This is a genomic window from Cupriavidus sp. CPT47-8839-RL05A (assembly GCF_058792255.1).
On record NZ_JBYTEG010000017.1, the window covers coordinates 138367 to 163112 of the forward strand.

The window sequence follows — 24746 nt, forward strand, 5'->3', positions numbered from 1 at the left end:
GCGTGGCAGGATCCAGCTCCGCGGAACAAGTCCTTACTCGTGACCCTTCACGGCCTTCTTGGTCGCGCGATAGCCCTGTTTGGTGGTATCGGCAATCGCATGGCCGGCCGCCTTTGCGCCGCGGCCAATGGCATGCGCGCCGTCGCGCACCGCATGCCCGGCCTGCTTGCCAGCCGACTTGACGCCGTTCTTGAGCCCGCGCGCGTCCTCGGCCACGCCCGCATGCGCCATCGGGGTGGCCAGGGTCACCAATACGAATGCAATGATCGAGGCTCTTGCCTTCATCGCGACAACCTCTTCGATTCTGACTGAACCGCGGTCGGGGCCTGGAAGTGATCCCGACGTGGTTCCCATGACTACATTCTAGCCGTGCCCGCGCCTGTCCCCGGAGCGCTGCCCGCCGGGCCGCGCCGGCCTGGGCAATCAGTTCCGGTCCGCGATGGACAGCCCGACCGGCGACGCCGGCAGCCCGCTCATTTCGTCGTAGCGGGCCGATGCCGAGCGCCTGTGATCGATCAGCAGGACCGCGCCCATGCCAATCACGGCCGGAATGGCGATCGCGATGAAGTTCTGCTGCAGCGGGAGTTCCATGGCGACGAGCACCCCGATGACGATTGGCGCGAGGATGGCCCCGCTGCGGCCGATGCCCAGTGCCCAGCCAAGGCCGGTGGAACGGATGGCGGTCGGGTAGAACTGCCCGGTGTAGGCATTGGCGACGATCTGCGTGCCGATCGTCGACGCACCGGCCAGGCCCACCACCACGAACAGCAGTTCAGTCGGCATCCTGAATCCGAGCAGCGTGATCGAGACCGCGGCCAGCGCGTACATGGCGGCGAGCACGTACTTGATGTGGTATCGGTCGGCAAGCCAGCCGCCGCCCACGGCGCCGATCATCGCGCCGAGGTTGAGGACCAGCACGAACGTCAGCGCGGAACCCAGGCTGTAGCCGGCGCCCGCCATCAGCCTGGTCAGCCATGAACTGAGCGCGTACACCATGAACAGGCACATGAAGAACGCGATCCAGAACATGATGGTGCTGAAGCCACGGCCCTCGTGGAACAGGTGCCGGATCGGCGCGCTGGCGGCCTTGTCCTGCGCCGGCACGGCGAAGCGGTCGGTGGCCGACCACCGTTGCTCCGGCGCTAGCCTGGAGACGATGCGCCGCAACGCTTCGTGGTCGCCCCTGGCCAGCAGGAACGGCATCGACTCGGGCAGCGATCTGAGAATGACAGGAATGAGGAGCACGGGCAGGCCGGCCGCCAGGAAGACCGACTGCCAGCCGTAGGCCTCGATCAGGCTCTTGCCGAGCAGCGCCGCCAGGACCCCGCCCACGGCATAGCCGCTGAACATCACGGTGACCAGGGTCGCCCGGATTTTCTTCGGCGCGTACTCGGTCATTTGCGCGACCACATTCGGCATCACGCCGCCGATGCCGAGCCCCGCCAGGAAGCGGGCCATGCTGAACAGCAGCGGGTCCTTGACCAGCCCGGCCGCGGCGGTGAAGACGCTGAACAGGGCGACGCAGATCGCGATCGTCCAGCGGCGGCCGATCCTGTCGGCCATGGTGCCGAGGAAGATCGCGCCGAACACCATGCCGAACAGCGCGGAGCTGACCATGAGCCCCGCCTGGGTCGGGGCGACGCCGAGGTCCTTCATGATCGAAGGCAGCGCGATGCCCACGACCGCGAGGTCATAGCCGTCGAAGATGACGATGAGTGCGCACCAGAACAGCACGAGCGCATGGAAGCGGTTGAAGCGGGCCGTGTCGGCCAGCTTGTGGATGTCGATTTGCTGCATGGGGGCTTGTCTCCGGTCGGTCTGTTCCTATGGTTGGGCTTACTGCCTGGACATCGGCACGTTCGGGTCAGCCAGGCGGCTGGCATCGACCGGCTTGCACTGCTCGATGTGGCGGCGCGCGAAGCGCAGGTCGCGCGCGGCGTTGGACCCTAGCGCGGCCTTGACCACATCGCCGTCGAGGTAGAACAGCACGAAGCTGTCCGTGCCGGGCGTGCCGCGTGCCACCACGCGGTGCGAGGGAAGGGGGATGCCATGGATCTGCAGGTTCATGCCGTACTGGTCTGACCAGAACCAAGGCAGCGGCTGATAGTCGACCGCGAGACCGAGCGCCGCGCGCGCGGCGGCAATGCCCTGTTCCTGGGCGTTCTGCCAGGATTCCAGCCGCAGGCGCCGGCCGGCCCACGGGTTGGTCGTGACCGCGACGTCGCCCGCGGCGAAGATGTCGGGGTCGGACGTGCGGCAACTTGCGTCGACGACCACGCCGCCGTCGCACTCCAACCCGGCTTCCCGCGCGAGCTCGTCGTTCGGCACGAGACCGACACCCGCGACGATGGCGTGGCAAGCCAGCGTGCCGCCATCGGCCAGCGTCACGACGGACCGGCCGCCGGTACCGGGGGCGATGCCGGTGATGTTGGCGCCGAGCCTGACGCGGGTGCCATGCGAGGCATGCAGCCCGAGCAGGTGTTCCGAGACTTCCGGCGGCACGGTGCGCTCGCACAGCCGGCTCTGGGCTTCGAGCACGGTCACCTCGGCACCTTTGCGGCGCGCCGTGGCGGCGACTTCGAGGCCGATCCAGCCACCGCCGATCACCACGATGCTGCGCCCGGGCCGCAACTCCGGCGCCAGGGCCAGGGCGTCGCCGATCGTGCGCAATGTATGCACGGGTGCCGTGCCAGCGCCCGGGAGGTTGAGCGCGCGGGCCCTGCCGCCGGTGCACAGGATCAGCTTGTCGTAAGACAGCATCTCTCCGTTGGCTATCTCCAGTTGCTTCGCGGCCCGGTCTATGCGGGTGACCCGCGTGTCCAGCCACCACTCCAGCCCGAGCGCCGCGAACGCTTCGGGCTTGAGCAGCCACGTGCTGGCGGGCGCGGCCTCGCCGGCCAGAACGGCCTTGGACAAGGGCGGCCGCTCATGCGGTGGATGGGCCTCGTCGCCGATCAGCACGAGCCGTCCGGTGAAGCCCTCGTTGCGCAGCGTCTGGGCGGCCCAGCCGCCAGCCTGCCCGGCGCCGATGATGACGATGGTGGCGGTTGGCGATAGGGCAGTCGCGGTGTCTGAGCGCTTGGAATCCATGCCTGTCTCCTCTGGTTGGTGACGCGGCCTCTCAGCCGAGGTCGAGGTACACCTTGTCGCCGTCGATCCGGACCGGGTAGGTACGAATGTTCTCGGTCAGCGGGGCGCATTTCGCCGCGCCGTTGCGGATATCGAACCTGCCCTGGTGGAGCGGGCACTCGATCTCATGTCCCTCCAGGAAGCCTTCGCACAGGCGCGCATGGCCATGGGTGCAGATGTTGTCGGTCGCGTAGACATCGCCGTCCACGCCGTACAAGGCGATCTCCTGGCCTTGCACGGCCACGGCGATGACATCGTCCTGCGGGACGTCGGACAGCAGCGCTGCCTCGATCCAGATTTCGGTCATGAATCACTCCTGCTAGATGGGGTAGATCAGCGAGTTGGGGATCATCTCGCTATCGAATACGCAGATGCGCGAGGCGAAGCGCAAGCCCGCCGGCGTCCGGACGATGGTGTCGAGGTAGCGGCCAACGTTGTAGACATCGGTCATCTGGTCCGGCTTGGTGCGCAGCACCGCGTAGTTGGTCTCGGCCACGATCCTGTTGCCGTCGGCCTCCCTGATCAGCGGCGCGCCGACGATGTGGCGCTGGTAGTAGGGATCGTGGAACAGGGTCTCGCGAATGCCGTAGATGCGGTCCTTGAGCATGCCCTTGCTTTCGAGCGAGAGCGTTGCCAGCGGCAGGCCACGCTCGTGGTTCTCGCGGGGCTGGACCCGGTAGAGGCAGTCTTCGGTGAAGAATTCCGGCCAGCGGTCCCAGTCGCCGTTGTCCACGGCGCTGGTGTAGTCGGCGAACAGGCAGAGCAGGGCGTAGTAGTCAGAGAAGTTCAAGGCGTCAGACCTCCATCACGTTGCGCCAGTAGGCGTACATGCCGCGGATCAGGGTCTCGGTCACCATGTGGTCCGTGTTCTCGGCGGTCTTGCCGCCCAGTTCGGCGATCACGCGATGCCAGGGCTTCTGGGAGAAGCCTTCCTGCGAGCATTCGATGGCTTCGCCATCGTCGGCCGACACGAAGCCGGCGGGGCCGAAGAGATTGGCCTGGCGCAGGCGGCGCCGTGTCATCTCCTCGGTGTCGTCCTCGAAGCCGAAGTGCGTCCAGACGAAATCGAAGGAATCCGGGCCATGGGGCTGGATATGGCGCGTGGAGACCGAGTTGACCTGCTGCTGGAAGATCACGCTCGGGAACACCGTCAGCATCACGGCGGTAGGCTCTCCCCACCACGGTTCGTGGACGATGTCGAGGATCCGGTCGTCGTGCAGCGCCATCTGGTCCTTGAAGCTGGATACACCGGAGGTCACGTCGCTCTTGCCGCCCTGGCCGCGGGTCGACACCATCGCGGCATGCCGGAAGTGCGGGTCCATCACCAGGCGTGCCTTGTTGTCGGCGCGCCAGAGGCCGAACGTGACAAACCAGGTATGCAGCAGGCCGGGGTGGTAGGGGTCCTTGATGTTCTCCTGCATGAGCTTCCAGTTGCCCGGAATGCGCTGCTTGTTGTAGCCGAGGACCTTCAGCTTGCGGCCATTGAAGAGCCGGTCGAAGTAGCCCAGGATATCCGGCCCGAGGTATTCCTCGAGTGATGGAACCTCATGGTCGAACGAGGCAAACACGACACCACCGCGTGTCGCGACCTTCAGTTGCGTGAGCCCGTGCTCCTGCGGCGTGAAGTCGGCGGGCATGCCGCCGTTGACCTTGCCGTCCTGCTTGACCCCGCGGCGCAGCGGCACGCCTTGCAGGTTGCCCTTCAGGTCATAGTTCCACTGGTGGTAGGGGCAGTGGAAGTCCTTCCGGTTGCCGCTGCGTTCCCGGCAGAACTTCATGCCGCGATGGGCGCACACGTTTTCGACGACGTTGATCTCGCCGTCCTGGTCGCGCACCAGGATCACGGAACGCTCGCCAAGCGTGGTGCGCTTGAAGTCACCGGGATTCGGGATCTCCGCCTCGAGCCCGACGTAGTTCCAATGACCGCGGTAGAAGCAGCGTTCGAGTTCACGCTGATATAGCTGCGCATCCGTATACACGCGGAACGGGATGCGGCTGATGCTGTCGTCGGCCCACACCGGGCCGGCTTGCAGGGAATCGGTTGCCATGCTTGTCTCCGGCTATGTCTCTTGGTATGGGAAGGATCATGGTGCACGGAGGAAAATTAACCAATAGAATCCTGGCTATAGCGAATATTCATAAAATCAATAAGAGGCGGCGCGATGGAGCTCAAGGACGTCGATCTGAACCTGCTGGTCGTGTTCGATAACCTGCTGCGGCAGGGCACCGTTTCCGGTGCTGCGAAGACCCTGAATCTCAGCCAGCCAGCGGTCAGCAATGCGCTGGCCCGCCTGCGCACCTTGTTCGGTGACCCGTTGTTTGTGCGAAGCAGCAAGGGCATGCTGCCGACTCCGCTTGCGGAGGAACTGGCGGAACCGGTTGCCTATGCGCTGGAGTCGCTGCAGGCGGCGCTCAGCCACAAGGTGTCGTTCGATCCGCTGCGCAGCGTGCGCGCATTCCGCATCGCCATGACGGATATTGGCGAGGTGCACTTCATCCCGCCGTTGATGGGCGCGCTTGGCGACCGCGCCCCGGGTGTCACGGTAACGACAGTGCGTAATACGGCAGTGGACCTTGCGGCAGAGATGAGCCAGGGAAAGATCGACCTGGCGGTTGGCCATCTTCCTGAACTCGGCACTACGTTCTTTCATCGGCGGCTATTTCGCCAGCAATACGTTTGCCTGTTCCGGCCCGGTCATGCCATGGACAAGAAGACGGTCAGCATGCGCGACTTCGAGGCGGCGGAGCACATCGTGGTCACGGCGGCGGGGACGGGGCATGCCCGGGTCGACGAGATCCTCGCCCAGCACGGCGTGCAGCGGAAGATCCGGCTGCGTGTCCCCCATTTCGTCGCACTGGCGGACATCATTGCCACCACCGACCTGGTCGCCACGGTGACCTGGACGTTTGCGGAGCGATGCGCCAGGTACTTCGGGCTCAGGTACGTCAAGCATCCGTTCGCGTTGCCGGAAATCCAGATCAACCTGTTCTGGCATGCCCGGTATCACCGCGATCCGGCGAATCAGTGGCTGCGCGAGCAGTTCATCGGCTTGTTTTCGGATTAGGCGCAGCACTGCTGCTGCGTAGATACGCTCGCCTCAGCCGCGATCTGCTTGCGTAGTGTCGCGAAGCGCGCCTGCACTTCTTGCCCGAACAGAGGATCAGAGCTTTCGGGAGCCGCGTCGGCAATGGCTGCCCAGTCCTCTTGTGTCAGCAACTGGGCAGCGCGCGGCATTGCCTGTCTCTCCTCGGTAGAGAGATGGTTACGGTAGTACACAAGGTACATGGCTGCGGCTGCCTCCAGCGCCGCTCGCGAACTTATAGCGTCTCCCTCCGCTTCGTGGAGACGGCTTACGAGCTCTTCGCCTACCGTGGCAATCACTCGATGCTCTTGCTGCAGCCGGTTAACCACAACCTGCATGCCGGGGTCTCGCTCAACGAGGCGTGCATAGGCAACGTCCTCGCGAGGATGATGGATGCCATCGCCAAAATTCCGCATGTAATAAACGATAGTACCCATCAGTTCATAGTTCGGTCGCCCTCCCTGGTGGAATACGCATACCTGCTCTTCCAGTAGGTCGAGCAGACGAGAGAAATTGAGGTGCTCGGCATGCCATACGGCAAGTTGGTTGGACATGGCGCGCTCCTTGGGAATGGGCAAGTACAGGGCATGTTCGAAGGCCGATTGATTTCAGTCAGCCTTAAGTAGGACAGTAGTCTCCAATTTCCGAGTAGGTCTGATATAGATCAAGAGATCAGTTCACGGATGCTGGTGCAGCACCTGTCTGCGCGTCATCAGGCAGCTCAGGTTCCCTGACAGGAAAGCCGCCAGCAGCAAGGCACCGGCACTCCAGGCCACGGCCGGCAGCCATGGCAGCAGGTTTGCCAGCATGGCGGTCTTGCTGGCGCCCGATGACACCAGGGCAATGCGCATGAACGCGGCAACCGCCAAAGCGGCAAATACCAGCCCGGTGTACTTCCCTTCGCGGCCGACGTGACCGGCGTCGAGCGCCGCACTGGCCGTTGCGGCGAACATGATTCCCCACAGGCCGCCGGCAAGGCACTGCACGGCGAGGATGGCCCGGAGCGAGCCCGCGACGGTGAAGCCGAACAACGACAGCGCGCCAAGGGCCGCGGCGGTCAACAGCAGCGTATAGGGCGGATATCGCCGCAGCAACGACGTCGCGGGCAGCAGCGCGCCCAGCGCGAAGCCAATCCAGAACACCGGCGTCACGCGCCCCAGCTCGGCAGCCGTGACAAAGCGCAGGTACGCCGGCGCGGAGTTGACGGTGGTGTGGATCTGGAAGCCGAGCGCAAGCACCCAGACCGCGGCAAACAGCAGCCAGACGCGCTTGAGCGAAACGCCGGCGGCCGGCGCGGGCGCGGCATCGGCATCGTGGCGCGCCGGGCCGGATTCCATCCATCGCAGCGCGGCCACGGCTACCACCAGCCCCGCACTGGCTGCCAGGAACGGCAGCATGGGCGACGCATCGCGCAGCCGGACGGTCAGCAGCGGCGCCACGGCTCCGGCAAGGCCGACGCCGAGCAGCGAGCATCCCACCAGGAACGACGACGCGGTCGCAGGCAGCCGCCGGGCAATGATCACCATGGGCGGCGCGCGCAACGCCGAAGAGGTGGCCGCCCAGAGCGCGGTCAGGCCCAGCAGCAGCGCCGGTGAAGTTACCCGGGGCAGCAGCGCGAAGGCCAGCGCGGAGATGACCGACAGCCCCAGCATCCAGCCTCCCAGCCTGCGCATTGCGTTGGCGACACGGTCAGCCGCGACGCCCACCGTGAAATCCATGGCGACAAAGATCAACTGGTCCATCAGCAGGATCAAGGCGACGTGCGCGCGCGCGATGCCGGCCTGTGCGGCCAGCTGCGGCAGGAAGGCCACATAGAGGGTCCACGTCACCGCCAACAGGAACTGCACAGAGCAGAAGACCAACGCGCGCATGCCGCCCACCCGCCTGGATTGACCAACAGCTTATTCCAGTGCCCGACGGCCGGATTGCCGCGCGGAGCCTCCAATAGAGGATAGGGCAGCGTCTTGCCATGGGAGTGGCGGGTTGTGCAGGTGCGATTGGGTCTCGCGAGTCGCCTTCGGTCCAACAGTCCACGGGATGTGCCGGGCCGGTACCAACACCGGACTATTAGCGCCGCACCGGCGCCCGCGCTCAACTGCCGCTCGCGCAGCCAATGCCGGGGCGTAATGTCATAAACGGGCGGTAAGCTGCACTTTTGGCATCGCCTGGCCAGGAACTTGCTTGGTCAATGCGTATGGGTCGCAAGGCGACAGCCATCCGCTGGGAGGATCTATGCAGCACGCACGCATCACTGCGCACAGGGGGATTCTGGTCGTCGAGCTGTTACCTGACCAGGCGAACGGCGAGGCCACCTCCACCAACAAGCTTCGCAACCTGGCCACGGTCATTCATGACACAGGGCGGCACCTGGGGGTTTCAGAGGAAGCCCTGGCGCTGCTGAAGCTGGTGAAGCGCGGCCTGGACGCCATCGGCGACTTCGCGTGGTTCAGCAGTGACGATGGGAAAGACCATTTCGCGTGGCTGGGAGGCCCCAAGCGGCTGGTGAATCCCACGGCAGTAGCGGCTGCACGAAGCTACGCGATCCTCGCGCACCGGGTCATTCCGAACGAAGTGCCAGAGGGTGCCAGGATGGCCATCGAAGCCAACTTCTGAGCGCGCGGCATCGCTCCAGGCCGGGCCTCGCTTTCGAATGATCCGCGCAGCTAGAACGAGGAGAGTGTCGAGCGATACCTTTCCCAGAGCTCTTGCAGCATGGACTCCGAAGGCGGTGTGATGTCAAAACCGGCGACGTTTCCGAAGACACCGAGAATGCGCGCCCTGAACGAAGCCATATCCGTCGTCGCCTTCGGTGACAGCTGCGCGATATCGATGATCGTATGCAGCTGCTCGCCCGTGAGTTCGGCGACAGCGGACCACAAGCTATCAGGCCTTGTGCAGGGCTGGACGGGCATGTTTCGTATCGGCGCCTGGCGGCGCTTGCTATCGGCTTGCGGGTCCATAGCTGCGCTGGTACGACGACGAGAACGTGGCCAGCGCGCGCAATGCCGCTGCCGGGTCGTGCCCGGGCTTGAGCGCAAAGCTGTTGAAGCCGCAACGCGCCAGGTAGTGCACGGTGTCGATCATCACGTCACCCACGGCGCGCAGCTCTCCGGTCCAGCCTAGCTGGTGCCGGAGCAGCTGTGCGATCGAATAGCCACGGCCATCCGTGTAGACCGGGAAATCGATGGCAATCATCGCGATGCCTGTCGGATCAACGGCCGTGGCACCTGGTTCCAGCAGGGCCTGAGGCTCCGCATCCGGGGACAGGTAGACCGCGAGCGGATACTGTCGAAGCCGATACCGTTGGCGGTGGGCGGTCCAGTTTGCCAGTGTCACCAGGTAGCCGGGCGCGTCGGGGGGGCATGTGTTGTCGGCGCCGTGCGCATCCCCGATGTGGGCGAGCCAGTTGTCCGCGATCAGTCGTCCGTCACGGATGACGTTATGCCGGTCCTGCCCCGGGGAATGGTCATGGTCAGGCATTCACCACCTCCTGGCGAGCGCGCCGCGCGCCGCTGTCAGAGTCCGGATACACGGCGCGCTGGAAGGGTTCGATGCCGATACGGCCAACCACGTCGACAAAGCGTTCGGCTTCGCTGTCCCGATGCAGCAAATAGGTCGCGATCAGCCGCTCCACCACATCCGGAACCTGCTCCTGGGCAAAGGACGGCCCGATGATGCGGCCGATGGCTGCGCCGCCGGCCGCCACGCCATCCGGGCGGCCCAGGCCGTCGGCGCCGTTCTGCCGGCCGCCGATGGTGATCTGGTACCAGGCCTCGCCGGCCTTGTCGACGCCGAGGATGCCGATGTGGCCGATATGATGATGGCCGCAGGAGTTGATGCAGCCGGAGATGTTCAGGTCCAGCTCGCCGATGTCGTGCACGTGGTCGAGGTCGTCGAAGCGCTCCTGGATGGCCTGCGCAAGCGGGATCGAGACTGCATTGGCCAGCGAGCAGAAGTCGCCCCCGGGGCAGGCGATGATGTTGGTGATCAGGCCCACGTTCGGCGTGGCCAGCCCGGCGGCGTCCAGCGCCTGCCACAAGGCGTGCAGCCCGCTGCGGCGGACATCGGCGAGGATCAGGTTCTGCTCATGCGATACGCGCAGCTCGCCGAAGCCGTGGCGCTCGGCCAGGTCGGCCATGATTTCCATCTGCTCGGCAGTGATGTCGCCGGGCGCCTGGCCCGCGGCTTTCAGCGATGCCGTGACGGCGGCGTAGCCAGGCACCCGGTGCCGGTGCACATTGCTTTTCAGCCAGAGGCGGAAGGCGCGGTCGGTCTTCGCCAGTTCGGCTGACTGGTCCGGCTCGTCGGCGGCAGCGGCTTCATACGGCGGGATCGTGAAGCGCTCGGCGATGGACGCAACAAAGCCTTCAGACACGGTGTCCGGGCCCCCGCGGATGCCTTGCCACTGCTCGTCCACCTGCGCCCGGAACACCTCCGGCGTCAGGTCCTTCACCAGGATCTTGATGCGCGCCTTGTACTTGTTGTCGCGGCGGCCGTGCAGGTTGTAGACGCGCAGCGTGGCCTGCAGGTAGGTCAGCAGGTCCTGCCAGGGGACGAAGGGGTTGATCAGCTTGCCCACCATCGGCGTGCGGCCCATGCCGCCGCCGACCCAGACCTTGAAGCCGGCCTGGCCGTCCTGTTCAACCGCCTGCAGCCCGATGTCATGGACACCGACCGCGGCCCGGTCCGTCTGCGCGCCGCTGATGGCAATCTTGAACTTGCGCGGCAGGAAGGCGAACTCGGGATGCAGCATCGACCATTGCCTGACGATCTCGCACCACACCAGCGGGTTCACCAGTTCGTCGGGCGCGATGCCGGCAAAGTGGTCGGTGGTGGTATTGCGGATGCAGTTGCCGCTGGTCTGGATCGCGTGCATCTGCACCGTGGCCAGCTCCGCGAGAATGGCAGGGGCATCCTCGAGCCGCGGCCAGTTGAACTGCAGGTTCTGGCGCGTGCTGAAATGCCCGTAGCCGCGATCCCAGCGGCGCGCGATCTCCGCGAGCTTGCGCAACTGCCGCGATGCCAGCATGCCGTACGGGATCGCCACGCGCAGCATGGGCGCATGGCGCTGGATATAGAGGCCGTTCTGCAGCCGCAGCACGCGGAACTCATCCTCGGTCAGTTCGCCGCTCAGGAAGCGGCGGGTCTGGTCGGCGAACTGCACGACGCGTTCGTCGACGAGCTGCTGGTCAATGGCGTCATAGACATACATGGTGGAAACTCTCCTTGCGCGCAAGCCCTAATCTTTTGCCCGTGCCCGTTCGATGGACATGTCGGTCGGCATCATGTTGATATCGGCGTTGTGCATCACCCACAGCGAGCCGGCCACGACGATGACGATCAGGAAGCCGGTACAGGCAAAGATGGCGGTGTTGCCGCGCCGGCCGGGACCGGTGCCCAGGTGCAGGAAGTACACCAGCTGCACCAGCAATTGCGCGACGCAAAGGCCGACGACCAGCGCGATCGCGCTTTGCGTCTGCAGGGATCCGGTCATCACGGCCGCGAACGACGCCATCGTCAGCGCGACCGACAGCAGCAGTCCGATGGTGTAGCTGCGCACGCTGCCGTGCACGGCCGTCTGGTCCGCATGCACCGAATGAAGATGGGACGATTTCATGCGAACTCCCGCAGGTAGACAAAGGTGAAAACACAGATCCAGATCAGGTCCAGGAAATGCCAGAACAGGCTCAGGCAGGCCAGGCGGCGGCGCACGATATCGTCCAGCCCGAAATGCCTGATCTGGTGGATCATCACCGCCAGCCACAGCAGGCCCGACGTGACATGCAGCCCGTGCGTGCCCACCAGCGTGAAGAAGGCCGACAGGTAGGCGCTGACGCCGGGGCCCGCGCCCTGGTGCAGCAGGTGCGCGAACTCGTAGACCTCCATGGCGATGAAGAGGGCGCCGAGCGCGAAGGTCACCGCGAGCCAGCGGATCATCCGCGGCGCGTCGTCGGCGCCATGCCTGAGCATGGCCAGGCCGAAGGTATAGCTGCTCAGCAGCAGCACCATGGTCTCGGCGAACACGAACGGCAGCTCGAACAGTTGCCGCCCGCCGGGGCCGCCGGCGGTGTTTCCGGACAGCACGCCGAAGGTGGCGAACAGCACCGCGAAGATCAGGCAGTCGCTCATCAGGTAGAGCCAGAACCCCAGCGGCGTGTGCGCCCCGGCTTCGTGATGGTGGTGCGCCGCGTCGTGGGCGGCCTCGTGCCCGGGATGGTGCAGGGTAGGGGAGAGAGTCGGAGTCATGGTCAGGCAGCTTCCTGCAGTTGTGCAAAGCGCGCGCGCTCGATCCGCTCGACTTCGGCCGCCGGCACGTAATAGTCGACGTCGCGGTCATAGCTGCGCACGATGAAGGTCGCGATGGCGCCGACCAGGCCGACGGCGGCGACCAGCCACATGTGCCAGACCAGCGCGAAGCAGCACAGCAGACCGAACGCCGACACGATGAAGCCTGCCGAGGTGTTGCGGGGCATATGGATGTCCTCGTAGCGCGCGGGCTGGCGCCACGCGCGGCCGGCTTCCTTGTCGTCCCAGTGCTGTTCCAGCGAGGTGATATGCGGCACGTGGGCGAAGTTGTAGAACGACGCGGGCGAGGCCGTCGACCACTCCAGGCTGCGGCCATCCCACGGATCGCCAGTCAGGTCGCGGTTCTGCTCGCGGTCGCGGATACTGACCGCGAACTGCACCAACATCGCCAGGATGCCGGCGCCGATGACGAAGGCACCGACCAGCGCCACCACCAGGTAGGGATGCCAGTCGACGTTGGCATAGTGGTTCATCCGGCGGGTCATGCCCTTGAAGCCGAGCACGTAGAGCGGCATGAAGGCCAGGAAGAAGCCGGCCAGCCAGCACCAGAACGACACCTTGCCCCAGAACTCATTGAGCCTGAAGCCGAACACCTTCGGGAACCAGAAAGTGATTGCGGCCAGGCAGCCGAAGAGCACGCCGCCGATGATCACGTTATGGAAATGCGCAACCAGGAACAGGCTGTTGTGCAGCACGAAGTCCGCCCCGGGGATGGCGAGCAGCACGCCGGTCATGCCGCCGACCGCGAACGTCACCATAAAGCCGATGGTCCACATGGTCGAGGTATGGAAGCGGATCCGGCCCCGGTACATGGTGAACAGCCAGTTGAACAGCTTCACGCCGGTCGGGATCGAGATGATCGAGGTCATGATGCCGAAGAAGGCATTGACGTTCGCGCCCGAGCCCATGGTGAAGAAGTGGTGCAGCCAGACGAAGAACGACAGCACGCCGATCGAGGAGGTGGCGTACACCATCGACTTGTAGCCGAACAGGGGCTTGCGCGAGAACGTGGCGATGATCTCGGAGAAGGCGCCGAACGCCGGCAGGATCAGCACGTAGACTTCCGGGTGGCCCCAGATCCAGATCAGGTTCACGTACATCATGGCGTTGCCGCCGAGCTCGTTGGTGAAGAAATGCATGCCGAGGTAGCGGTCGGCGGTGAGCAGGGCCAGCGTGGCGGTCAGGACCGGGAAGATCGCCACGATCAGGATATTGGTGATCAGCGCGGTCCAGGTGAAGACCGGCATCTTCATCAGGTTCAGGCCCGGCGCGCGCATGCGCAGGATCGTGACGATGAAGTTGATGCCCGTCAGCGTGGTGCCAAGCCCGGATATCTGCAGTGACCAGATGTAGTAGTCAACCCCTGGCGTGGGGCTGTAGCCGAGCTCGGACAGCGGCGGGTAGGCGACCCAGCCGGTGGCCGCGAAGTCGCCGACGAACATCGACATCATCACCAGCACCGCGCCCATTGCCGACATCCAGAAGCTCAGCGAATTGACGAACGGGAAGGCGACGTCGCGCGCGCCGATCTGCAGCGGCACGATCACGTTCATCAGCCCGAGCACCAGCGGCGTCGCGACAAAGAAGATCATGATCACGCCGTGGGCCGTGAAGATCTGGTCGTAGTGGTGCGGCGGCAGGTAGCCCGCGGCATCGCCATAGGCAATCGCCTGCTGGGCGCGCATCATGATGGCATCGGCAAAGCCGCGCAGCAGCATCACCAGCGCCAGGATGATGTACATCACGCCGACCTTCTTGTGGTCGACCGAGCAGATCCATTCGTTCCACAGGTATTTCCATTTGCCGTAGTACGTGATGGCGCCCATCAGTGCGATGCCCAGCACGATCACGACGGCCAGCGTCCCCATGATGATCGGCTCATGGAGAGGGATGGCGTCCAGGTTGAGTTTTCCAAGCATTCTTATTGCTCCATGCGGCCAGCGGGCGCCGGCGGGACGCGCTGGAAGGCCTGCAGAGATTCCGGGGTGTCCGCGCGGCAGATCTGGCCGTTTGCCAGCATGTATTTGTCGACGACCTGGTCGAACAGCTTCGGCGCGACGGCGGCGTACAGCGTCACGGGGTCCTTGCTGCTGGGCAGTTCAAGCGTGCGGTAGGTCTTCAGGTCCAGCGCCTGGGACGAAGCGCGGGCAGCCTGGATCCAGGCATCGAACTCCTCGCGCGAGGTGGCCAGCGTCTTGAAGTGCATGTCCGAGAAGCCGGGGCCGCTGTAGGCGGCGGACTGGCCGAGATAGACGCCCGGCGTGTCGGCGATCAGGTGCAGGCGTGTCTGCATCCCCGCCATGGTGTAGACCATGCTGCCCAGTTGCGGGATGAAGAACGAGTTCATCATCGATTCCGCGGTCAGCCGGAAATTGATCGGCGTGCCGACCGGGATCGCAAGCTGGTTCAGCGAGGCGACGCCGTATTCCGGGTAAATGAACAGCCATTTCCAGTTCAGCGCGATCACATCGACCTGGACCGGCTTGACCTGCGATTCCAGCGGCCGATAGGGATCGAGCTTGTGCGTCGAATCCCAGATCAGCACGGCCAGGCAGGCCACGATGACGCAGGGGATGCCCCAGACCACGACCTCGATCCTGGTGGAGTGCGCCCATTTGGGGGCATAGGTGGCGCTCGTATTGGTTTCGCGGTAGCGCCACGCGAACCACAGGGTCAGGACGATCACGGGGATGACGACCATCAGCATGACGAACAGGGAGATCAGGATCAGTGACTTTTCCTGTTCCCCGATGCTGCCCTTGGGATTGAGAAGTTCGAGGTTGCAGCCGCTCAGCAGCGCGCTCAGGCAGGCGCTCAGCAACAGTGTGGGAAGACGGCGCTGCGGGCCGGGGGATGGGCGGGGGAGCGGGCCTTGTCGATTCTTGTCTGCCGGCCCGGCAATAGGTTTGAGCATTTCGGACACCTTGGTTACGGATCACCGAAGGCTCCCGGCCACGCGCTCCGATTCAAGTGCTGGCTCAGCCCCGCGCGGGCGTGGTTTGTATGGATTCCCTCGGTGATGTCTGGCATGCTAATGCAAGACAAAACCCATACATCGAAGAAATCTACCGGATGAAATCCATGCAAGGAACCGATATCCGCGCCGAAGTCAGTACCAAATGGGATCTTGAGATCACAACGGGTGGCGGCGCGCGCTACTTGCAGATCGTGGACTTCATCGAGCGGGCGATCGGCGAAGGCCGACTGGTAGCCGGCGACCGCGTACCGCCGCAGCGCAGCCTGGCCAAGACCCTCCGCGTGGACCTGACCACCGTGACGCGTGCCTACAACGAGGCCAAGCGGCGGCATCTGATCGATGCCCGCGGGGCCCTCGGCACTTTCATTGCCGCGCCGCGGGCGGAGCTGGCGCGGGTGATCGACATGAGCATGAACGTGCCGCCGCCACCGGCGGGGCTGGATTTCCAGGACCTGTTGCGGCGCGGCCTGTCGCAGGTGCTGCTGCACAGCGACCCGCACCTGCTGATGACCTACCAGCTCGGCGGCGGCAGTGCTGCCGACCGGTCGGCCGGCACCCTCTGGCTCGCGCAGATATTCGGCCAGGTCGCCACTGCACGGCTGGTGGTGTGCCCGGGCGCCCAGGCAGCCTTGTCCGCCGTGATCCTGGCCCGGACCCGGCCGGGTGACGCGATCGTGAGCGAGCCGCTGGCCTACCCCGGCATTCGCGCGGCCGCGGCACAACTGGGGCGGCGCGTGATCATCGCGCCGGTCGATGCCGACGGGATGCTCCCCAACGCCCTCGAGGTGGCCTGTGCCGACGGTGCAACGCTGGCCTACCTCAATCCGACCGCCCAGAATCCCACTACGCACACCATGCCGGCCTCACGCCGGGAGGCTATCGCCAGGGCCGCGGCGCACTGTGATGTCACCTTGCTGGAGGATGACCCCTACTGGCTGCTGACGCCGTCAGCGCCGCCGCCGCTGTCCAGCTTCGCTCCCGAGCGCACGTACTATGTCTCGACCCTGTCCAAGACCCTCAGTCCGGGGCTGCGGACCGCGTATGTCATGCTGCCGGAGGGCAGGCGCGGCGACGATCTGCTGGCATCGCTGCGGGCCTTCGCGCTGATGGCGGCACCGATGACCGCCGCCCTGGCGACCCAATGGATCCACGATGGCTCGGCCATGCGGCTGCTCGACGGCATCAGGACCGAAGCGTTGGCCAGATGCGCGCTGGCAAGCCGATGGCTGAGCGGGATCGGCCAGCTCCCGCCCAGCGCCATCCACGCATGGCATCGCTTGCCCGAGCACTGGTCGGCGCAGCAGCTCACCCGGGCCGCGCTGGCGGAGGACCTGCGCGTGACGCCGTCCGACGCGTTCTGGGAGGGGCCAAACGCGCCGAATGCCATCCGCATCTCGCTCGGTGGCGTGGAGGACCGCGCGCAACTATCGGCTGCGCTGCGCAGGCTGGCCGCATTGCTGGAGCGCCGGCCCACGCCGGGGCTGGAAATGGTGGTGTGAGTTGCGGCATGGGTCGGCTACTTGCCAGCCTCGTCCGCAGGCGCGGACTGCCTTGTCGCAAACTCGCCCGCGGCTTCCAGCAGCCACTCGCGCAGCCGCTGCATCGCCTCGCTCATCGGCCGGGTATCCGGCGAGACCAGGTGATACGCGCTCGTGGAGCGCTGCGAATGGGCGACGGGCATGACCAGCTGGCAGTTTGCCAGGTATTCCCCCACGAGGAAGCGCGGCACCAGGCCAACGCCCAGCCTGGCGCGTGCGGCGGCGATGACCATGGAATGGTGGTCGAAGCGTGCGCCGCGCATGGCGTTGACGTCGTCGATGCCGGCCGCTTCCATCCATTGCTTCCAGCCGAGAATGCGTGTGGCGAGGTGCAGCAGCGGCGACCGGGCGATGTCATGCGGGCTGATCCGCTTCCTGCCGCCGAAGAAGTCCGGATGGCAGACCGCCACCGACTCTTCGTCGAACATCCGGTCGGCACGCGCGCCGGGATAGACCGCCTCGCCAAAGTGAATCGCCGCGTCGTAGGGGGTGCCGTCGAACAGGAAGATGTCTGACTGCGCGCTGATATTGACCACGATCCCCGGATGCCGCGCATAGAAGGCCGGCAGCCGCGGAATCAGCCACTCGACCGCCAGCGTGGGCACGCAGGCGAGCTCGACAGTGCCGCCTGCGCCCTCGTGCGCCATCAGGTCGAGCGTGTCGCGCTGCAGCTTGCGCAGCAACTCCCGCACCTGTCCGCTGTAGAGCGTGCCGGCCGCCGTCAGCGTGATGCGCTGGTTGGCGCGGTGGAACAGCTGCACGCCCAGCAGCGCTTCCAGCGACGCAATCTGGCGCGACACCGCGCTCTCGGTGATAAACAGGTCCGCCGCCGCGCGGCGCAGGTTCAGGTGCAGCGCGGCGGCCTCGAAGGCGCGCAGGCTGGACAGGCTGGGAAGTCGTTGCCGCATCGGGGAAGGGCTGAGTTGATGATTTTAGGTCATCATCCTATACGGAAATCTCGCTTGAAAGCTTGGAGTTGATGAGAAATCATTCGCTCCTTGCGTTGCCGCCTCCTCCCGGCATCGTCATCACGACAACCTCATAACGACAACCATCAGGTAGACAGGAGACTGCATGAAACACTTGTTCAGCGCGCTCGCCGCCGGCACCCTTGCATTCGGCGCGACCATGCCCGGCATCGCCGGCGCGCTCGAGTTCCCGGCCAAGCCGGTGCGCATCATCGTGCCGTACCCGCCGGGCGGCACCACCGACATGGTGGCCCGGCTGATCGGCGAGCAACTGGCCACGCAATGGAAGCAGTCGGTGGTGGTCGACAACCGCCCCGGCGCGGGCGGCATCGTCGGCACCGGCACGGCCGCCAAGTCCGCGGCGGACGGCTACACCCTGCTGATGGGCTCGGTGGGCGAGTTCGGCATCAACCCGGCCTTGTACAAGAAGCTGCCCTATGATGCCGACGCCGACTTCGCGCCGGTCGCGATGGTGGCGCGCGTACCCAACGTGGTGGTGCTGTCGCCGGCGTTTGCGGAACGCGCGCGCGTGCAGACGCTGCCCGAGTTCATCGCCTACCTGAAAGCCAATCCCAAGCGCGTCAACATGGCGTCGGCCGGAAACGGCACGTCCACGCACCTCGCGGGCGAGCTGTTCCAGCGCATGACCAGCACGGAGATGAGCCACGTCGCCTACAAGGGCAGCAGCCCGGCCATCGCCGACCTGATGGGCGGCAGCGTCGACGTGATGTTCGACAACCTGCCGGCATCGCTGCCGTTTATCCGCTCGGGCAAGCTCAAGCCGCTGGCCGTGACCACGCCGGCGCGCTCGTCGGCGCTTCCGAACGTGCCGACGGTCGCCGCCGCGGGCCCCGTCCCCGGCTTTGATGCCAGCCCTTGGTTCGGCCTGCTTGCGCCGCGCGGGGTGCCTACCGCGGTGGCGCAGAAGATCAGCCAGGACCTGACGCGCGTGCTCAACGAGCCAGGCGTGCAGGCGAAAATGCGCGAACTGGGCGCGGAACCGGCGCCCAGCTCGCCGGAGGCATTTGCCGACGTGTTGAAGAAGGACCGCCAGAAGTGGGGCGAGATCGTTCGCCTGTCCGGTGCTTCGGTGGACTGAAGCACGCCCATGTCCAGCACGCTCTGCATCCGCTCATGACTTCCGACGCCGCTTATCCCTTCGTCCCCGCGCTGCGCAACCCGGCAGGCTCTCCGATCCGGGAACTGTTCAAGTACCTGACCGACCCCGGGATGATCTCGTTCGCCGGGGGCTACCCGTCCGCCGCGCTGTTCGATGTCGAAGGCATTGGCGCGGCCTCGGCGGCGGTGCTGCGCGAGCGGCCCGCCGAGTGCCTGCAGTACGGCGCCACCGAAGGCGCGCCGGCGCTGCGCCAGGCGCTGGCGTCGTTGATGGCCGGGCGCGGCGCGCCTGTGACCCAGGACGAACTGCTCGTGACCAGCGGCTCGCAGCAGGGCTTCGATTTCCTCGTGCGCGCGCTGGTCGAGCCCGGCAGCGTGGTGCTGGTCGAGGAGCCGACCTATTCCGCGACGCTGCAGGCCTTGCGGCTCGCCGGCGCCGACGTACGCGGCGTGCCGTCTGATCACGACGGCATGGACGTGGCTGCACTCGAAGCCATGCTGGCCGACCCGTCGTTGCGCCCCCGGCTGATCTATACGGTGCCAACCTTCGCCAACCCCACCGGCGCCACGCTGTCGCCCGCACGCCGGCTGCAGCTGCTGACGCTGGTGGCGCGGCACCGCGTGGTGCTGGTCGAGGACGATCCCTACGGGGCGCTCAGCTTCGATGGCGCGCCGCCGCCTTCGCTGCTGGCGCTGTGCGCGTCGGTACCCGAGGCGCGGCCGTGGCTCGTGCACCTGGCCAGCCTGTCGAAGACGCTGGCCCCCGGCCTGAGGATCGGCTGGATGGTCGCCGCGCCCGGGATCGTGCGCCGCGCGGTGATTGCCAAGCAGGTATCCGACCTGTGCACGCCGCCATGGATCCAGCTGGCCGCGGCGCAGTATCTGGAAGCGGGCCGGCTGCCGGCACAGGTCGCGCGGGAAGTCGCGGCCTATCGCGACAAGCGCGACCAGCTCGCGGCGGCGCTGCGCCAGGCCTTTGGTGACCGCATCCGCTTCGCATCGCCGGCGGGAGGGATGTTCCTCTGGGCCGCGCTGGATGGCATCGACGATGCTGCCGCACTGCTGCCGCACGCGATCGCGGAAAAGGTGCTGTTCGTGCCGGGTGCCGGATTCTATGTGGAGCAGCGCCAGCGCGCCACATTCCGGCTGTCGTTCGCGAGCACGAACCTGGCGCAGATCGGGGAGGGCGTCGCACGGCTCGCGCGGGCGGTCGAGCGGGCCGGGTGAGGGCTTTCACAACGGAAGCGGTTCGTGGCAGCCGGCGGATGCTATCCTGCTGCGGTCGAAACATTACGGCCGAACGCGGCAGGAGGACAGTATGACCATGACGCTCTACTACAACCCCCAAAGCCGCGCCTCGGTGGCGCGCTGGATGCTGGAGGAGGTCGGGGCCGAGTACAAGCTGCAGCACATCGATTTCACCAAGGGCGAGAGCCGCGCGCCGGAGTTCCTGGCGATAAACCCGATGGGGAAGATTCCAACGCTGGTCTTGCAGGACGGCACGGTCCTGACCGAGAACGGCGCGATCATCGCCTGGCTGGCGGATGCCTTTCCGCAGGCCGGGTTGATGCCGCCTGCAGGCTCGTCCGCGCGCGGCACGGTGCTGCGGTGGCTGTTCTTCTGCGGCAGTTGCTTCGAACCCGCGCTGACTGACCGCATGATGCGCAAGGAGGCGCCGCTGCCGAAGCAGGCGGTCGGCTGGGGCGACTATGACGATGTGATCGACGCCATCGAGAAAGCCCTGACTCCCGGCCCCTTCGTGCTCGGCGCGACCTTCAGCGCGGCGGACATCTATCTCGGTGCCTCGCTGGCCTGGGCGGGCCGATTCGGTGCGCCGCGCATCAGCGAGAGCCCGTGCATCCAGGACTACGTCAAGCGGATCACCGCGCGCGACGCGTTCGTGCGCGCGGCGGAAGCCCAGTGAGACGCGAGAAGTCCTGCGGCATCAGTCCAGCGCGATGTTCGCCTTGCTGATCACCTCGCCCCAGCGCTGGGTCTCGAAGCGCACCAGCCTGGCATAGTCGGCACTGGCGCCGGGCAGCGGCGACGCCCCTTGGACAGAGGCCGCTCGCGGCTCCTCAGCCCACCCCTTGCGCGGCCTGCGCCCGCCACCGGAATATGAGACATTGGAGTCCCGGTGGCGGATTCCCGGTGCTCGACTTTCCAGGAGACACATCATGCAAAGCAAGAACACGATCTGCTTGTGGTACGACCGCGACGCCCTTGATGCCGCAAACTTCTATGCCGAGACATTCCCCGACAGCGCAGTCAGCGCCGTCCACCGCGCGCCGGGCGACTATCCCGACGGCAGGCAGGGCGATGTCCTGACGGTCGAGTTCACCGTCGCCGGCATTCCCTGCCTCGGGCTGAACGGCGGCCCGCATTTCAAGCACAGCGAGGCCTTCTCTTTTCAGATTGCGACGGACGACCAGGCCGAAACCGACCGCTTATGGAATGCGATCGTCGGCAATGGCGGCCAGGAAAGCGAATGCGGCTGGTGCAAGGACCGGTGGGGACTGTCATGGCAGATCACCCCGCGCGCGCTCAGCGCGGCGATCACCGACCCCGACCGTGCGGCGGCCAAGCGCGCATTCGACGCCATGATGACGATGAAAAAGATTGATATCGCCGCGATCGAGGCGGCACAGCAGGGCAAAAGCCCATCCTAGAATTAAGGTAGGGCGTCTCAGTGCCAACCGCAAAGGGGGCTGGGGCAGGGCCGCTCCTTCATCGACTGGGAGAGACCATCATGAGTCGTTTGCTGCTAGGCAACATCGAACCTGGCACCTCGGACGAGGAAATCGCGGCCTTCCTGGAAAAGTACGGATTTCCCCCGTTCGACAGTCTCGAACATGAGGAAGGCGATGGCTCGCAGCCTGCCGTGCTGCTGACCTATGGCACCCTCGACCCCATGGTGCTGGGCAAATTGCAGGAGCGCATCCACCATATGTACTGGAAGAAGCGCGAATTGACCGCTGCTATCCTGCACGACCGCTTTGCGTGAGCTGAAGAAGCCTCGGGGTGGCTTACGCGGCTCACGCACCCGGCCCATCCACTAGAATCCCGACCGGTAGCCGTTTCCCAATGTTCCTAACGTGGCACTTCAGCAGGGTTTCATCCTGACCCGACATTGGCGCGATACGCCGGCCGGCACCGAAGTCGAATTCTGGCTGGCGACCGATAATGGTCCGCGCCACCTGCACCTGTCCCGTCAGCCGTCAGTCGCGTTTATCCCCGAGTCGCAGCGCGAGCGTGCCGAGGCGCTGCTGCGCCGCGAGCGCGAGGTCGAACTGCGCCCGCTCAAGCTCCAGGATTTCCAGCGCCGGCCCGTACTGGGCCTGTACTGCCGCCAGCATCGGCAACTGATCCAGCTCGGCCGCTCATTGCGCGACGCCGGCGTGGATGTCTACGAAGCCGATATCCGCCCGCCCGAACGCTACCTGATGGAGCGCTTCATCACCGCCCCGGTCTGGTTCGACGGCGAGCCGGACCCCGGCGGCGCGCTGCGCAATGCCCAGATGAAGCCGTCGGAGGGCTACCGGCCCAAGTTGCGCTTGGTCTCGCTCGATATCGAGACCAACGCGTTCGGCGAACTCTATTCGATTGCGCTCGAAGGCTGCGGCCAGCGCCAGGTCTACATGCTGGGTGCGGCGCCGCAAATGCCCGCCGAGGTCGATTTCTCGCTCGAGTACTGCGTCACGCGGCCCGAGTTGCTGGAAAAGCTGAACCAGTGGCTGGCCGATCACGATCCCGACGCGATCATCGGCTGGAATCTGGTCCAGTTCGACCTGCGCGTGCTGCACGAACATGCGCGCAAGTTCCAGCTTCCGCTGCGCCTCGGCCGCGGCGGAGCCGAGATGGAATGGCGCGAGCACAACGCCCAGCAGCACTATTTCGCCAGCGCACCGGGCCGGTTGATCATCGACGGCATCGAGGCACTGCGTTCCGCCACGTGGAGCTTCCCGTCGTTCAGCCTGGAATCGGTGGCGCAGACGCTGCTGGGCGAGGGCAAGGCGGTCGACAACCCGTACGACCGCATGGACGCCATCGACCGCATGTTCGAGCAGGACAAGCCGGCGCTGGCCCGCTATAACCTGCGCGATTGCGAACTGGTGACGCGGATCTTCGAAAAGACGGAGCTGTTGCCGTTCCTGCTGGAGCGCGCCACGGTCACGGGCCTGCCGGCCGACCGGAACGGCGGCTCGGTCGCCGCCTTCACGCATCTCTACATGCCGCTGATGCACCGCCAGGGGTATGTCGCGCCCAACCTCGGCGAGAACGCGCCCGAGGCCAGCCCCGGCGGCTTCGTCATGGACTCGCGGCCGGGGCTCTACGAATCGGTGCTGGTGCTGGACTACAAGAGCCTCTACCCGTCCATCATCCGCACCTTCCTGATCGACCCGATCGGCCTGGTCGAGGGCCTGGCGCATCCCGACGATGCCGATTCGGTGCCTGGCTTCCGCGGTGCGCGGTTTTCCCGGACCAAGCACTGCCTGCCGGCGATCGTCGCCAAGGTCTGGCAAGGCCGCGAGGCCGCCAAGCGTGACCGGAACAAGCCGCTGTCCCAGGCGCTCAAGATCATCATGAACGCGTTCTACGGCGTGCTCGGGTCCAGCGGCTGCCGGTTCTTCGATGCGCGGCTGGCGTCGTCGATCACCATGCGCGGGCACGAGATCATGCGGCAGACCCGCGCGCTGATCGAGGCCCGCGGCTACGAGGTGATCTATGGCGACACGGATTCCACATTCGTCTGGCTGCGCCGCGCGCGCACGGAAGCCGATGCCAGGCAGATCGGCCGCAGCCTGGTCGCCTACGTCAACGACTGGTGGCGCGACCACCTCTGGCAGACCCATGGACTGGAAAGCGCGCTGGAACTCCAGTTGGAAACGCACTTCCGGCGCTTCCTGATGCCGACCATCCGCGGCACAGACCTTGGCAGCAAGAAGCGCTATGCCGGCCAGGTGGAACGGCCCGACGGGAAGGCCGCGATGGTGTTCAAGGGGCTTGAAACGGTGCGTACGGACTGGTCGCCGCTCGCCCAGCGCTTCCAGCAGACCCTTTACGAAAAGATCTTCAACCGCGAGCCGTACGCGGATTATGTGCGCGACATCGTGCGCCGCACCCTGGCCGGCGAGCTCGACGAGCAACTGGTCTATCGCAAGCGGCTGCGCCGCAAGCTCGATGATTACCAGCGCAACGTGCCGCCGCACGTCCGCGCCGCCCGTATCGCCGATGCCTATAACGAGCGCCAGGGACGTCCGCGCCAGTATCAGCATGGCGGCTGGATCAGCTACGTGATGACCGTTTCAGGGCCGGAGCCGCTTGAGACCCGGTCGGCGCCGATTGACTATGGCCACTACGTCAACAAGCAGTTGCAGCCGATCGCCGATGCGATCCTGCCGTTCCTGGACGACGATTTCGAGACGCTGCTGGCTGGGCAGATGGCACTCTTCCCGCAGTAGCATAAGCTGCTGATTCTAATGGGGAATTGCTTGATGGATGGGGCTGCGGCACGGTCCGTTGAAGTCGATCAGGTGCTTGTTCTCAAGCTCAAGGATCTGCCGGAACGCGGGCACCCGTCACGGAGCAGTTCGACCTGCGACTGCTGGGGGTATCAGCGCAGCAT

Annotated in this window: 25 protein-coding genes; 9 read left to right on the top strand and 16 right to left on the bottom strand. The window is 65.7% G+C overall.

Features of this window, described 5'->3' with window-relative positions; all coding sequences use genetic code 11:
- Nucleotides 1-33: 33 nt before the first annotated feature.
- The 6 genes from AC3WVS_RS21220 to AC3WVS_RS21245 all read right to left on the bottom strand — a co-directional run bounded on the left by AC3WVS_RS21220 (nucleotide 34) and on the right by AC3WVS_RS21245 (nucleotide 5177).
- Complete coding sequence (locus AC3WVS_RS21220) at nucleotides 34-354, bottom strand: hypothetical protein (protein WP_492320230.1); 321 nt, start codon at nucleotides 352-354, stop codon at nucleotides 34-36.
- A gap of 69 nt (nucleotides 355-423) precedes the next feature.
- A complete protein-coding gene (locus AC3WVS_RS21225) occupies nucleotides 424-1797 on the bottom strand; it encodes an MFS transporter (RefSeq protein ID WP_492320231.1) in 1374 nt (457 codons plus the stop codon).
- Nucleotides 1798-1836: 39 nt separating this feature from the next.
- Entirely contained in the window at nucleotides 1837-3090 is a 1254-nt protein-coding gene (locus AC3WVS_RS21230) for an NAD(P)/FAD-dependent oxidoreductase (protein WP_492320232.1), read from the bottom strand.
- A 31-nt stretch (nucleotides 3091-3121) separates the two neighbouring features.
- Nucleotides 3122-3436 (bottom strand): non-heme iron oxygenase ferredoxin subunit, encoded by a 315-nt coding sequence (locus tag AC3WVS_RS21235; RefSeq protein ID WP_492320233.1) that lies wholly within the window; start codon nucleotides 3434-3436, stop codon nucleotides 3122-3124.
- Between the two features lie 12 nt (nucleotides 3437-3448).
- Nucleotides 3449-3919, bottom strand: a complete 471-nt coding sequence (locus tag AC3WVS_RS21240) for an aromatic-ring-hydroxylating dioxygenase subunit beta (RefSeq protein WP_492320234.1) — start codon at nucleotides 3917-3919, stop codon at nucleotides 3449-3451.
- Between the two features lie 4 nt (nucleotides 3920-3923).
- Nucleotides 3924-5177 carry an aromatic ring-hydroxylating dioxygenase subunit alpha gene (locus AC3WVS_RS21245; protein WP_492320235.1) on the bottom strand — a complete coding sequence of 418 codons (1254 nt, stop codon included), beginning with the start codon at nucleotides 5175-5177 and terminating at the stop codon, nucleotides 3924-3926.
- Nucleotides 5178-5291: 114 nt separating this feature from the next.
- Between AC3WVS_RS21245 and AC3WVS_RS21250 the strand changes: the two genes are divergently transcribed.
- On the top strand, nucleotides 5292-6194 hold the full coding sequence (locus AC3WVS_RS21250) for a LysR family transcriptional regulator (RefSeq protein WP_492320236.1): 903 nt from the start codon (nucleotides 5292-5294) through the stop codon (nucleotides 6192-6194).
- Here the strand turns inward: AC3WVS_RS21250 and AC3WVS_RS21255 are convergent.
- A complete protein-coding gene (locus tag AC3WVS_RS21255) occupies nucleotides 6191-6766 on the bottom strand; it encodes a hemerythrin domain-containing protein (RefSeq protein WP_492320237.1) in 576 nt (191 codons plus the stop codon). The genes AC3WVS_RS21250 and AC3WVS_RS21255 overlap by 4 nt on opposite strands.
- A 123-nt stretch (nucleotides 6767-6889) precedes the next feature.
- The gene (locus AC3WVS_RS21260) at nucleotides 6890-8083 is read right to left on the bottom strand and encodes an MFS transporter (protein ID WP_492320238.1); all 1194 of its coding nucleotides are present in this window, start codon (nucleotides 8081-8083) and stop codon (nucleotides 6890-6892) included.
- Between the two features lie 361 nt (nucleotides 8084-8444).
- Between AC3WVS_RS21260 and AC3WVS_RS21265 the strand changes: the two genes are divergently transcribed.
- Nucleotides 8445-8825 carry a hypothetical protein gene (locus AC3WVS_RS21265; protein ID WP_492320239.1) on the top strand — a complete coding sequence of 127 codons (381 nt, stop codon included), beginning with the start codon at nucleotides 8445-8447 and terminating at the stop codon, nucleotides 8823-8825.
- A gap of 50 nt (nucleotides 8826-8875) precedes the next feature.
- Here AC3WVS_RS21265 and AC3WVS_RS21270 read toward each other — a convergent pair whose 3' ends face one another.
- Genes AC3WVS_RS21270 through cyoA form a run of 7 tightly spaced genes read right to left on the bottom strand, consistent with a single transcriptional unit; the run spans nucleotide 8876 to nucleotide 15432 of the window.
- On the bottom strand, nucleotides 8876-9172 hold the full coding sequence (locus AC3WVS_RS21270) for a hypothetical protein (protein ID WP_492320240.1): 297 nt from the start codon (nucleotides 9170-9172) through the stop codon (nucleotides 8876-8878).
- The gene (locus tag AC3WVS_RS21275; RefSeq protein ID WP_492320241.1) at nucleotides 9153-9692 is read right to left on the bottom strand and encodes a DUF934 domain-containing protein; all 540 of its coding nucleotides are present in this window, start codon (nucleotides 9690-9692) and stop codon (nucleotides 9153-9155) included. Before AC3WVS_RS21275 ends, AC3WVS_RS21270 begins: the two co-directional genes overlap by 20 nt.
- Nucleotides 9685-11424 (bottom strand): nitrite/sulfite reductase, encoded by a 1740-nt coding sequence (locus tag AC3WVS_RS21280; protein ID WP_492320242.1) that lies wholly within the window; start codon nucleotides 11422-11424, stop codon nucleotides 9685-9687. The genes AC3WVS_RS21275 and AC3WVS_RS21280 overlap by 8 nt, the downstream gene beginning before the upstream one ends.
- Before the next feature lie 27 nt (nucleotides 11425-11451).
- Entirely contained in the window at nucleotides 11452-11829 is a 378-nt protein-coding gene (cyoD, locus tag AC3WVS_RS21285) for a cytochrome o ubiquinol oxidase subunit IV (RefSeq protein ID WP_492320243.1), read from the bottom strand.
- The gene (cyoC, locus tag AC3WVS_RS21290; RefSeq protein ID WP_492320244.1) at nucleotides 11826-12458 is read right to left on the bottom strand and encodes a cytochrome o ubiquinol oxidase subunit III; all 633 of its coding nucleotides are present in this window, start codon (nucleotides 12456-12458) and stop codon (nucleotides 11826-11828) included. Before cyoC ends, cyoD begins: the two co-directional genes overlap by 4 nt.
- 2 nt (nucleotides 12459-12460) lie before the next feature.
- Nucleotides 12461-14437, bottom strand: a complete 1977-nt coding sequence (gene cyoB, locus AC3WVS_RS21295) for a cytochrome o ubiquinol oxidase subunit I (protein WP_492320245.1) — start codon at nucleotides 14435-14437, stop codon at nucleotides 12461-12463.
- Nucleotides 14438-14439: 2 nt separating this feature from the next.
- Nucleotides 14440-15432 (bottom strand): ubiquinol oxidase subunit II, encoded by a 993-nt coding sequence (gene cyoA / locus AC3WVS_RS21300; protein WP_492320246.1) that lies wholly within the window; start codon nucleotides 15430-15432, stop codon nucleotides 14440-14442.
- A gap of 158 nt (nucleotides 15433-15590) precedes the next feature.
- Between cyoA and AC3WVS_RS21305 the strand changes: the two genes are divergently transcribed.
- Nucleotides 15591-16994 (top strand): aminotransferase-like domain-containing protein, encoded by a 1404-nt coding sequence (locus AC3WVS_RS21305; RefSeq protein WP_492320247.1) that lies wholly within the window; start codon nucleotides 15591-15593, stop codon nucleotides 16992-16994.
- A 17-nt stretch (nucleotides 16995-17011) separates the two neighbouring features.
- Here the strand turns inward: AC3WVS_RS21305 and AC3WVS_RS21310 are convergent, their stop codons facing one another.
- On the bottom strand, nucleotides 17012-17941 hold the full coding sequence (locus AC3WVS_RS21310) for a LysR substrate-binding domain-containing protein (RefSeq protein WP_492320248.1): 930 nt from the start codon (nucleotides 17939-17941) through the stop codon (nucleotides 17012-17014).
- Nucleotides 17942-18107: 166 nt separating this feature from the next.
- On the opposite strand from AC3WVS_RS21310, the gene AC3WVS_RS21315 reads away from it, so the two are divergent.
- The 6 genes from AC3WVS_RS21315 (at nucleotide 18108) to AC3WVS_RS21340 (ending at nucleotide 24582) form a co-directional block, all read left to right on the top strand.
- Entirely contained in the window at nucleotides 18108-19100 is a 993-nt protein-coding gene (locus tag AC3WVS_RS21315; protein ID WP_492320249.1) for a Bug family tripartite tricarboxylate transporter substrate binding protein, read from the top strand.
- 35 nt (nucleotides 19101-19135) lie between these two features.
- The gene (locus AC3WVS_RS21320) at nucleotides 19136-20347 is read left to right on the top strand and encodes an aminotransferase-like domain-containing protein (RefSeq protein ID WP_492320250.1); all 1212 of its coding nucleotides are present in this window, start codon (nucleotides 19136-19138) and stop codon (nucleotides 20345-20347) included.
- 91 nt (nucleotides 20348-20438) lie between these two features.
- The gene (locus AC3WVS_RS21325; protein WP_492320251.1) at nucleotides 20439-21044 is read left to right on the top strand and encodes a glutathione S-transferase family protein; all 606 of its coding nucleotides are present in this window, start codon (nucleotides 20439-20441) and stop codon (nucleotides 21042-21044) included.
- Nucleotides 21045-21297: 253 nt separating this feature from the next.
- Nucleotides 21298-21789: a VOC family protein gene (locus tag AC3WVS_RS21330; protein WP_492320252.1), complete on the top strand. Its 492-nt coding sequence runs from the start codon at nucleotides 21298-21300 to the stop codon at nucleotides 21787-21789.
- A gap of 80 nt (nucleotides 21790-21869) precedes the next feature.
- The gene (locus AC3WVS_RS21335) at nucleotides 21870-22124 is read left to right on the top strand and encodes an RNA-binding protein (protein ID WP_492320253.1); all 255 of its coding nucleotides are present in this window, start codon (nucleotides 21870-21872) and stop codon (nucleotides 22122-22124) included.
- A 91-nt stretch (nucleotides 22125-22215) separates the two neighbouring features.
- Nucleotides 22216-24582, top strand: coding sequence for a DNA polymerase II (locus AC3WVS_RS21340; RefSeq protein WP_492320254.1), 2367 nt, complete (start codon nucleotides 22216-22218; stop codon nucleotides 24580-24582).
- The last annotated feature ends 164 nt before the right edge of the window (nucleotides 24583-24746 follow it).

What these genes read in the sequence shown, in the direction of transcription:
- AC3WVS_RS21235 (WP_492320233.1), bottom strand. Translation starts at nt 3,436, where the DNA reads ATGACCGAAATCTGGATCGAGGCAGCGCTGCTGTCCGACGTCCCGCAG.
- AC3WVS_RS21270 (WP_492320240.1), bottom strand. Translation starts at nt 9,172, where the DNA reads ATGGACCCGCAAGCCGATAGCAAGCGCCGCCAGGCGCCGATACGAAAC.
- cyoA (WP_492320246.1), bottom strand. Translation starts at nt 15,432, where the DNA reads ATGCTCAAACCTATTGCCGGGCCGGCAGACAAGAATCGACAAGGCCCG.
- AC3WVS_RS21265 (WP_492320239.1), top strand. Translation starts at nt 8,445, where the DNA reads ATGCAGCACGCACGCATCACTGCGCACAGGGGGATTCTGGTCGTCGAG.
- AC3WVS_RS21260 (WP_492320238.1), bottom strand. Translation starts at nt 8,083, where the DNA reads ATGCGCGCGTTGGTCTTCTGCTCTGTGCAGTTCCTGTTGGCGGTGACG.
- AC3WVS_RS21330 (WP_492320252.1), top strand. Translation starts at nt 21,298, where the DNA reads ATGCAAAGCAAGAACACGATCTGCTTGTGGTACGACCGCGACGCCCTT.
- AC3WVS_RS21320 (WP_492320250.1), top strand. Translation starts at nt 19,136, where the DNA reads ATGACTTCCGACGCCGCTTATCCCTTCGTCCCCGCGCTGCGCAACCCG.
- AC3WVS_RS21310 (WP_492320248.1), bottom strand. Translation starts at nt 17,941, where the DNA reads ATGCGGCAACGACTTCCCAGCCTGTCCAGCCTGCGCGCCTTCGAGGCC.
- AC3WVS_RS21220 (WP_492320230.1), bottom strand. Translation starts at nt 354, where the DNA reads ATGGGAACCACGTCGGGATCACTTCCAGGCCCCGACCGCGGTTCAGTC.
- AC3WVS_RS21275 (WP_492320241.1), bottom strand. Translation starts at nt 9,692, where the DNA reads ATGCCTGACCATGACCATTCCCCGGGGCAGGACCGGCATAACGTCATC.
- AC3WVS_RS21245 (WP_492320235.1), bottom strand. Translation starts at nt 5,177, where the DNA reads ATGGCAACCGATTCCCTGCAAGCCGGCCCGGTGTGGGCCGACGACAGC.
- AC3WVS_RS21255 (WP_492320237.1), bottom strand. Translation starts at nt 6,766, where the DNA reads ATGTCCAACCAACTTGCCGTATGGCATGCCGAGCACCTCAATTTCTCT.
- AC3WVS_RS21305 (WP_492320247.1), top strand. Translation starts at nt 15,591, where the DNA reads ATGAAATCCATGCAAGGAACCGATATCCGCGCCGAAGTCAGTACCAAA.
- AC3WVS_RS21225 (WP_492320231.1), bottom strand. Translation starts at nt 1,797, where the DNA reads ATGCAGCAAATCGACATCCACAAGCTGGCCGACACGGCCCGCTTCAAC.
- AC3WVS_RS21315 (WP_492320249.1), top strand. Translation starts at nt 18,108, where the DNA reads ATGAAACACTTGTTCAGCGCGCTCGCCGCCGGCACCCTTGCATTCGGC.
- AC3WVS_RS21335 (WP_492320253.1), top strand. Translation starts at nt 21,870, where the DNA reads ATGAGTCGTTTGCTGCTAGGCAACATCGAACCTGGCACCTCGGACGAG.
- AC3WVS_RS21250 (WP_492320236.1), top strand. Translation starts at nt 5,292, where the DNA reads ATGGAGCTCAAGGACGTCGATCTGAACCTGCTGGTCGTGTTCGATAAC.
- AC3WVS_RS21230 (WP_492320232.1), bottom strand. Translation starts at nt 3,090, where the DNA reads ATGGATTCCAAGCGCTCAGACACCGCGACTGCCCTATCGCCAACCGCC.
- cyoD (WP_492320243.1), bottom strand. Translation starts at nt 11,829, where the DNA reads ATGAAATCGTCCCATCTTCATTCGGTGCATGCGGACCAGACGGCCGTG.
- cyoC (WP_492320244.1), bottom strand. Translation starts at nt 12,458, where the DNA reads ATGACTCCGACTCTCTCCCCTACCCTGCACCATCCCGGGCACGAGGCC.
- cyoB (WP_492320245.1), bottom strand. Translation starts at nt 14,437, where the DNA reads ATGCTTGGAAAACTCAACCTGGACGCCATCCCTCTCCATGAGCCGATC.
- AC3WVS_RS21280 (WP_492320242.1), bottom strand. Translation starts at nt 11,424, where the DNA reads ATGTATGTCTATGACGCCATTGACCAGCAGCTCGTCGACGAACGCGTC.
- AC3WVS_RS21325 (WP_492320251.1), top strand. Translation starts at nt 20,439, where the DNA reads ATGACCATGACGCTCTACTACAACCCCCAAAGCCGCGCCTCGGTGGCG.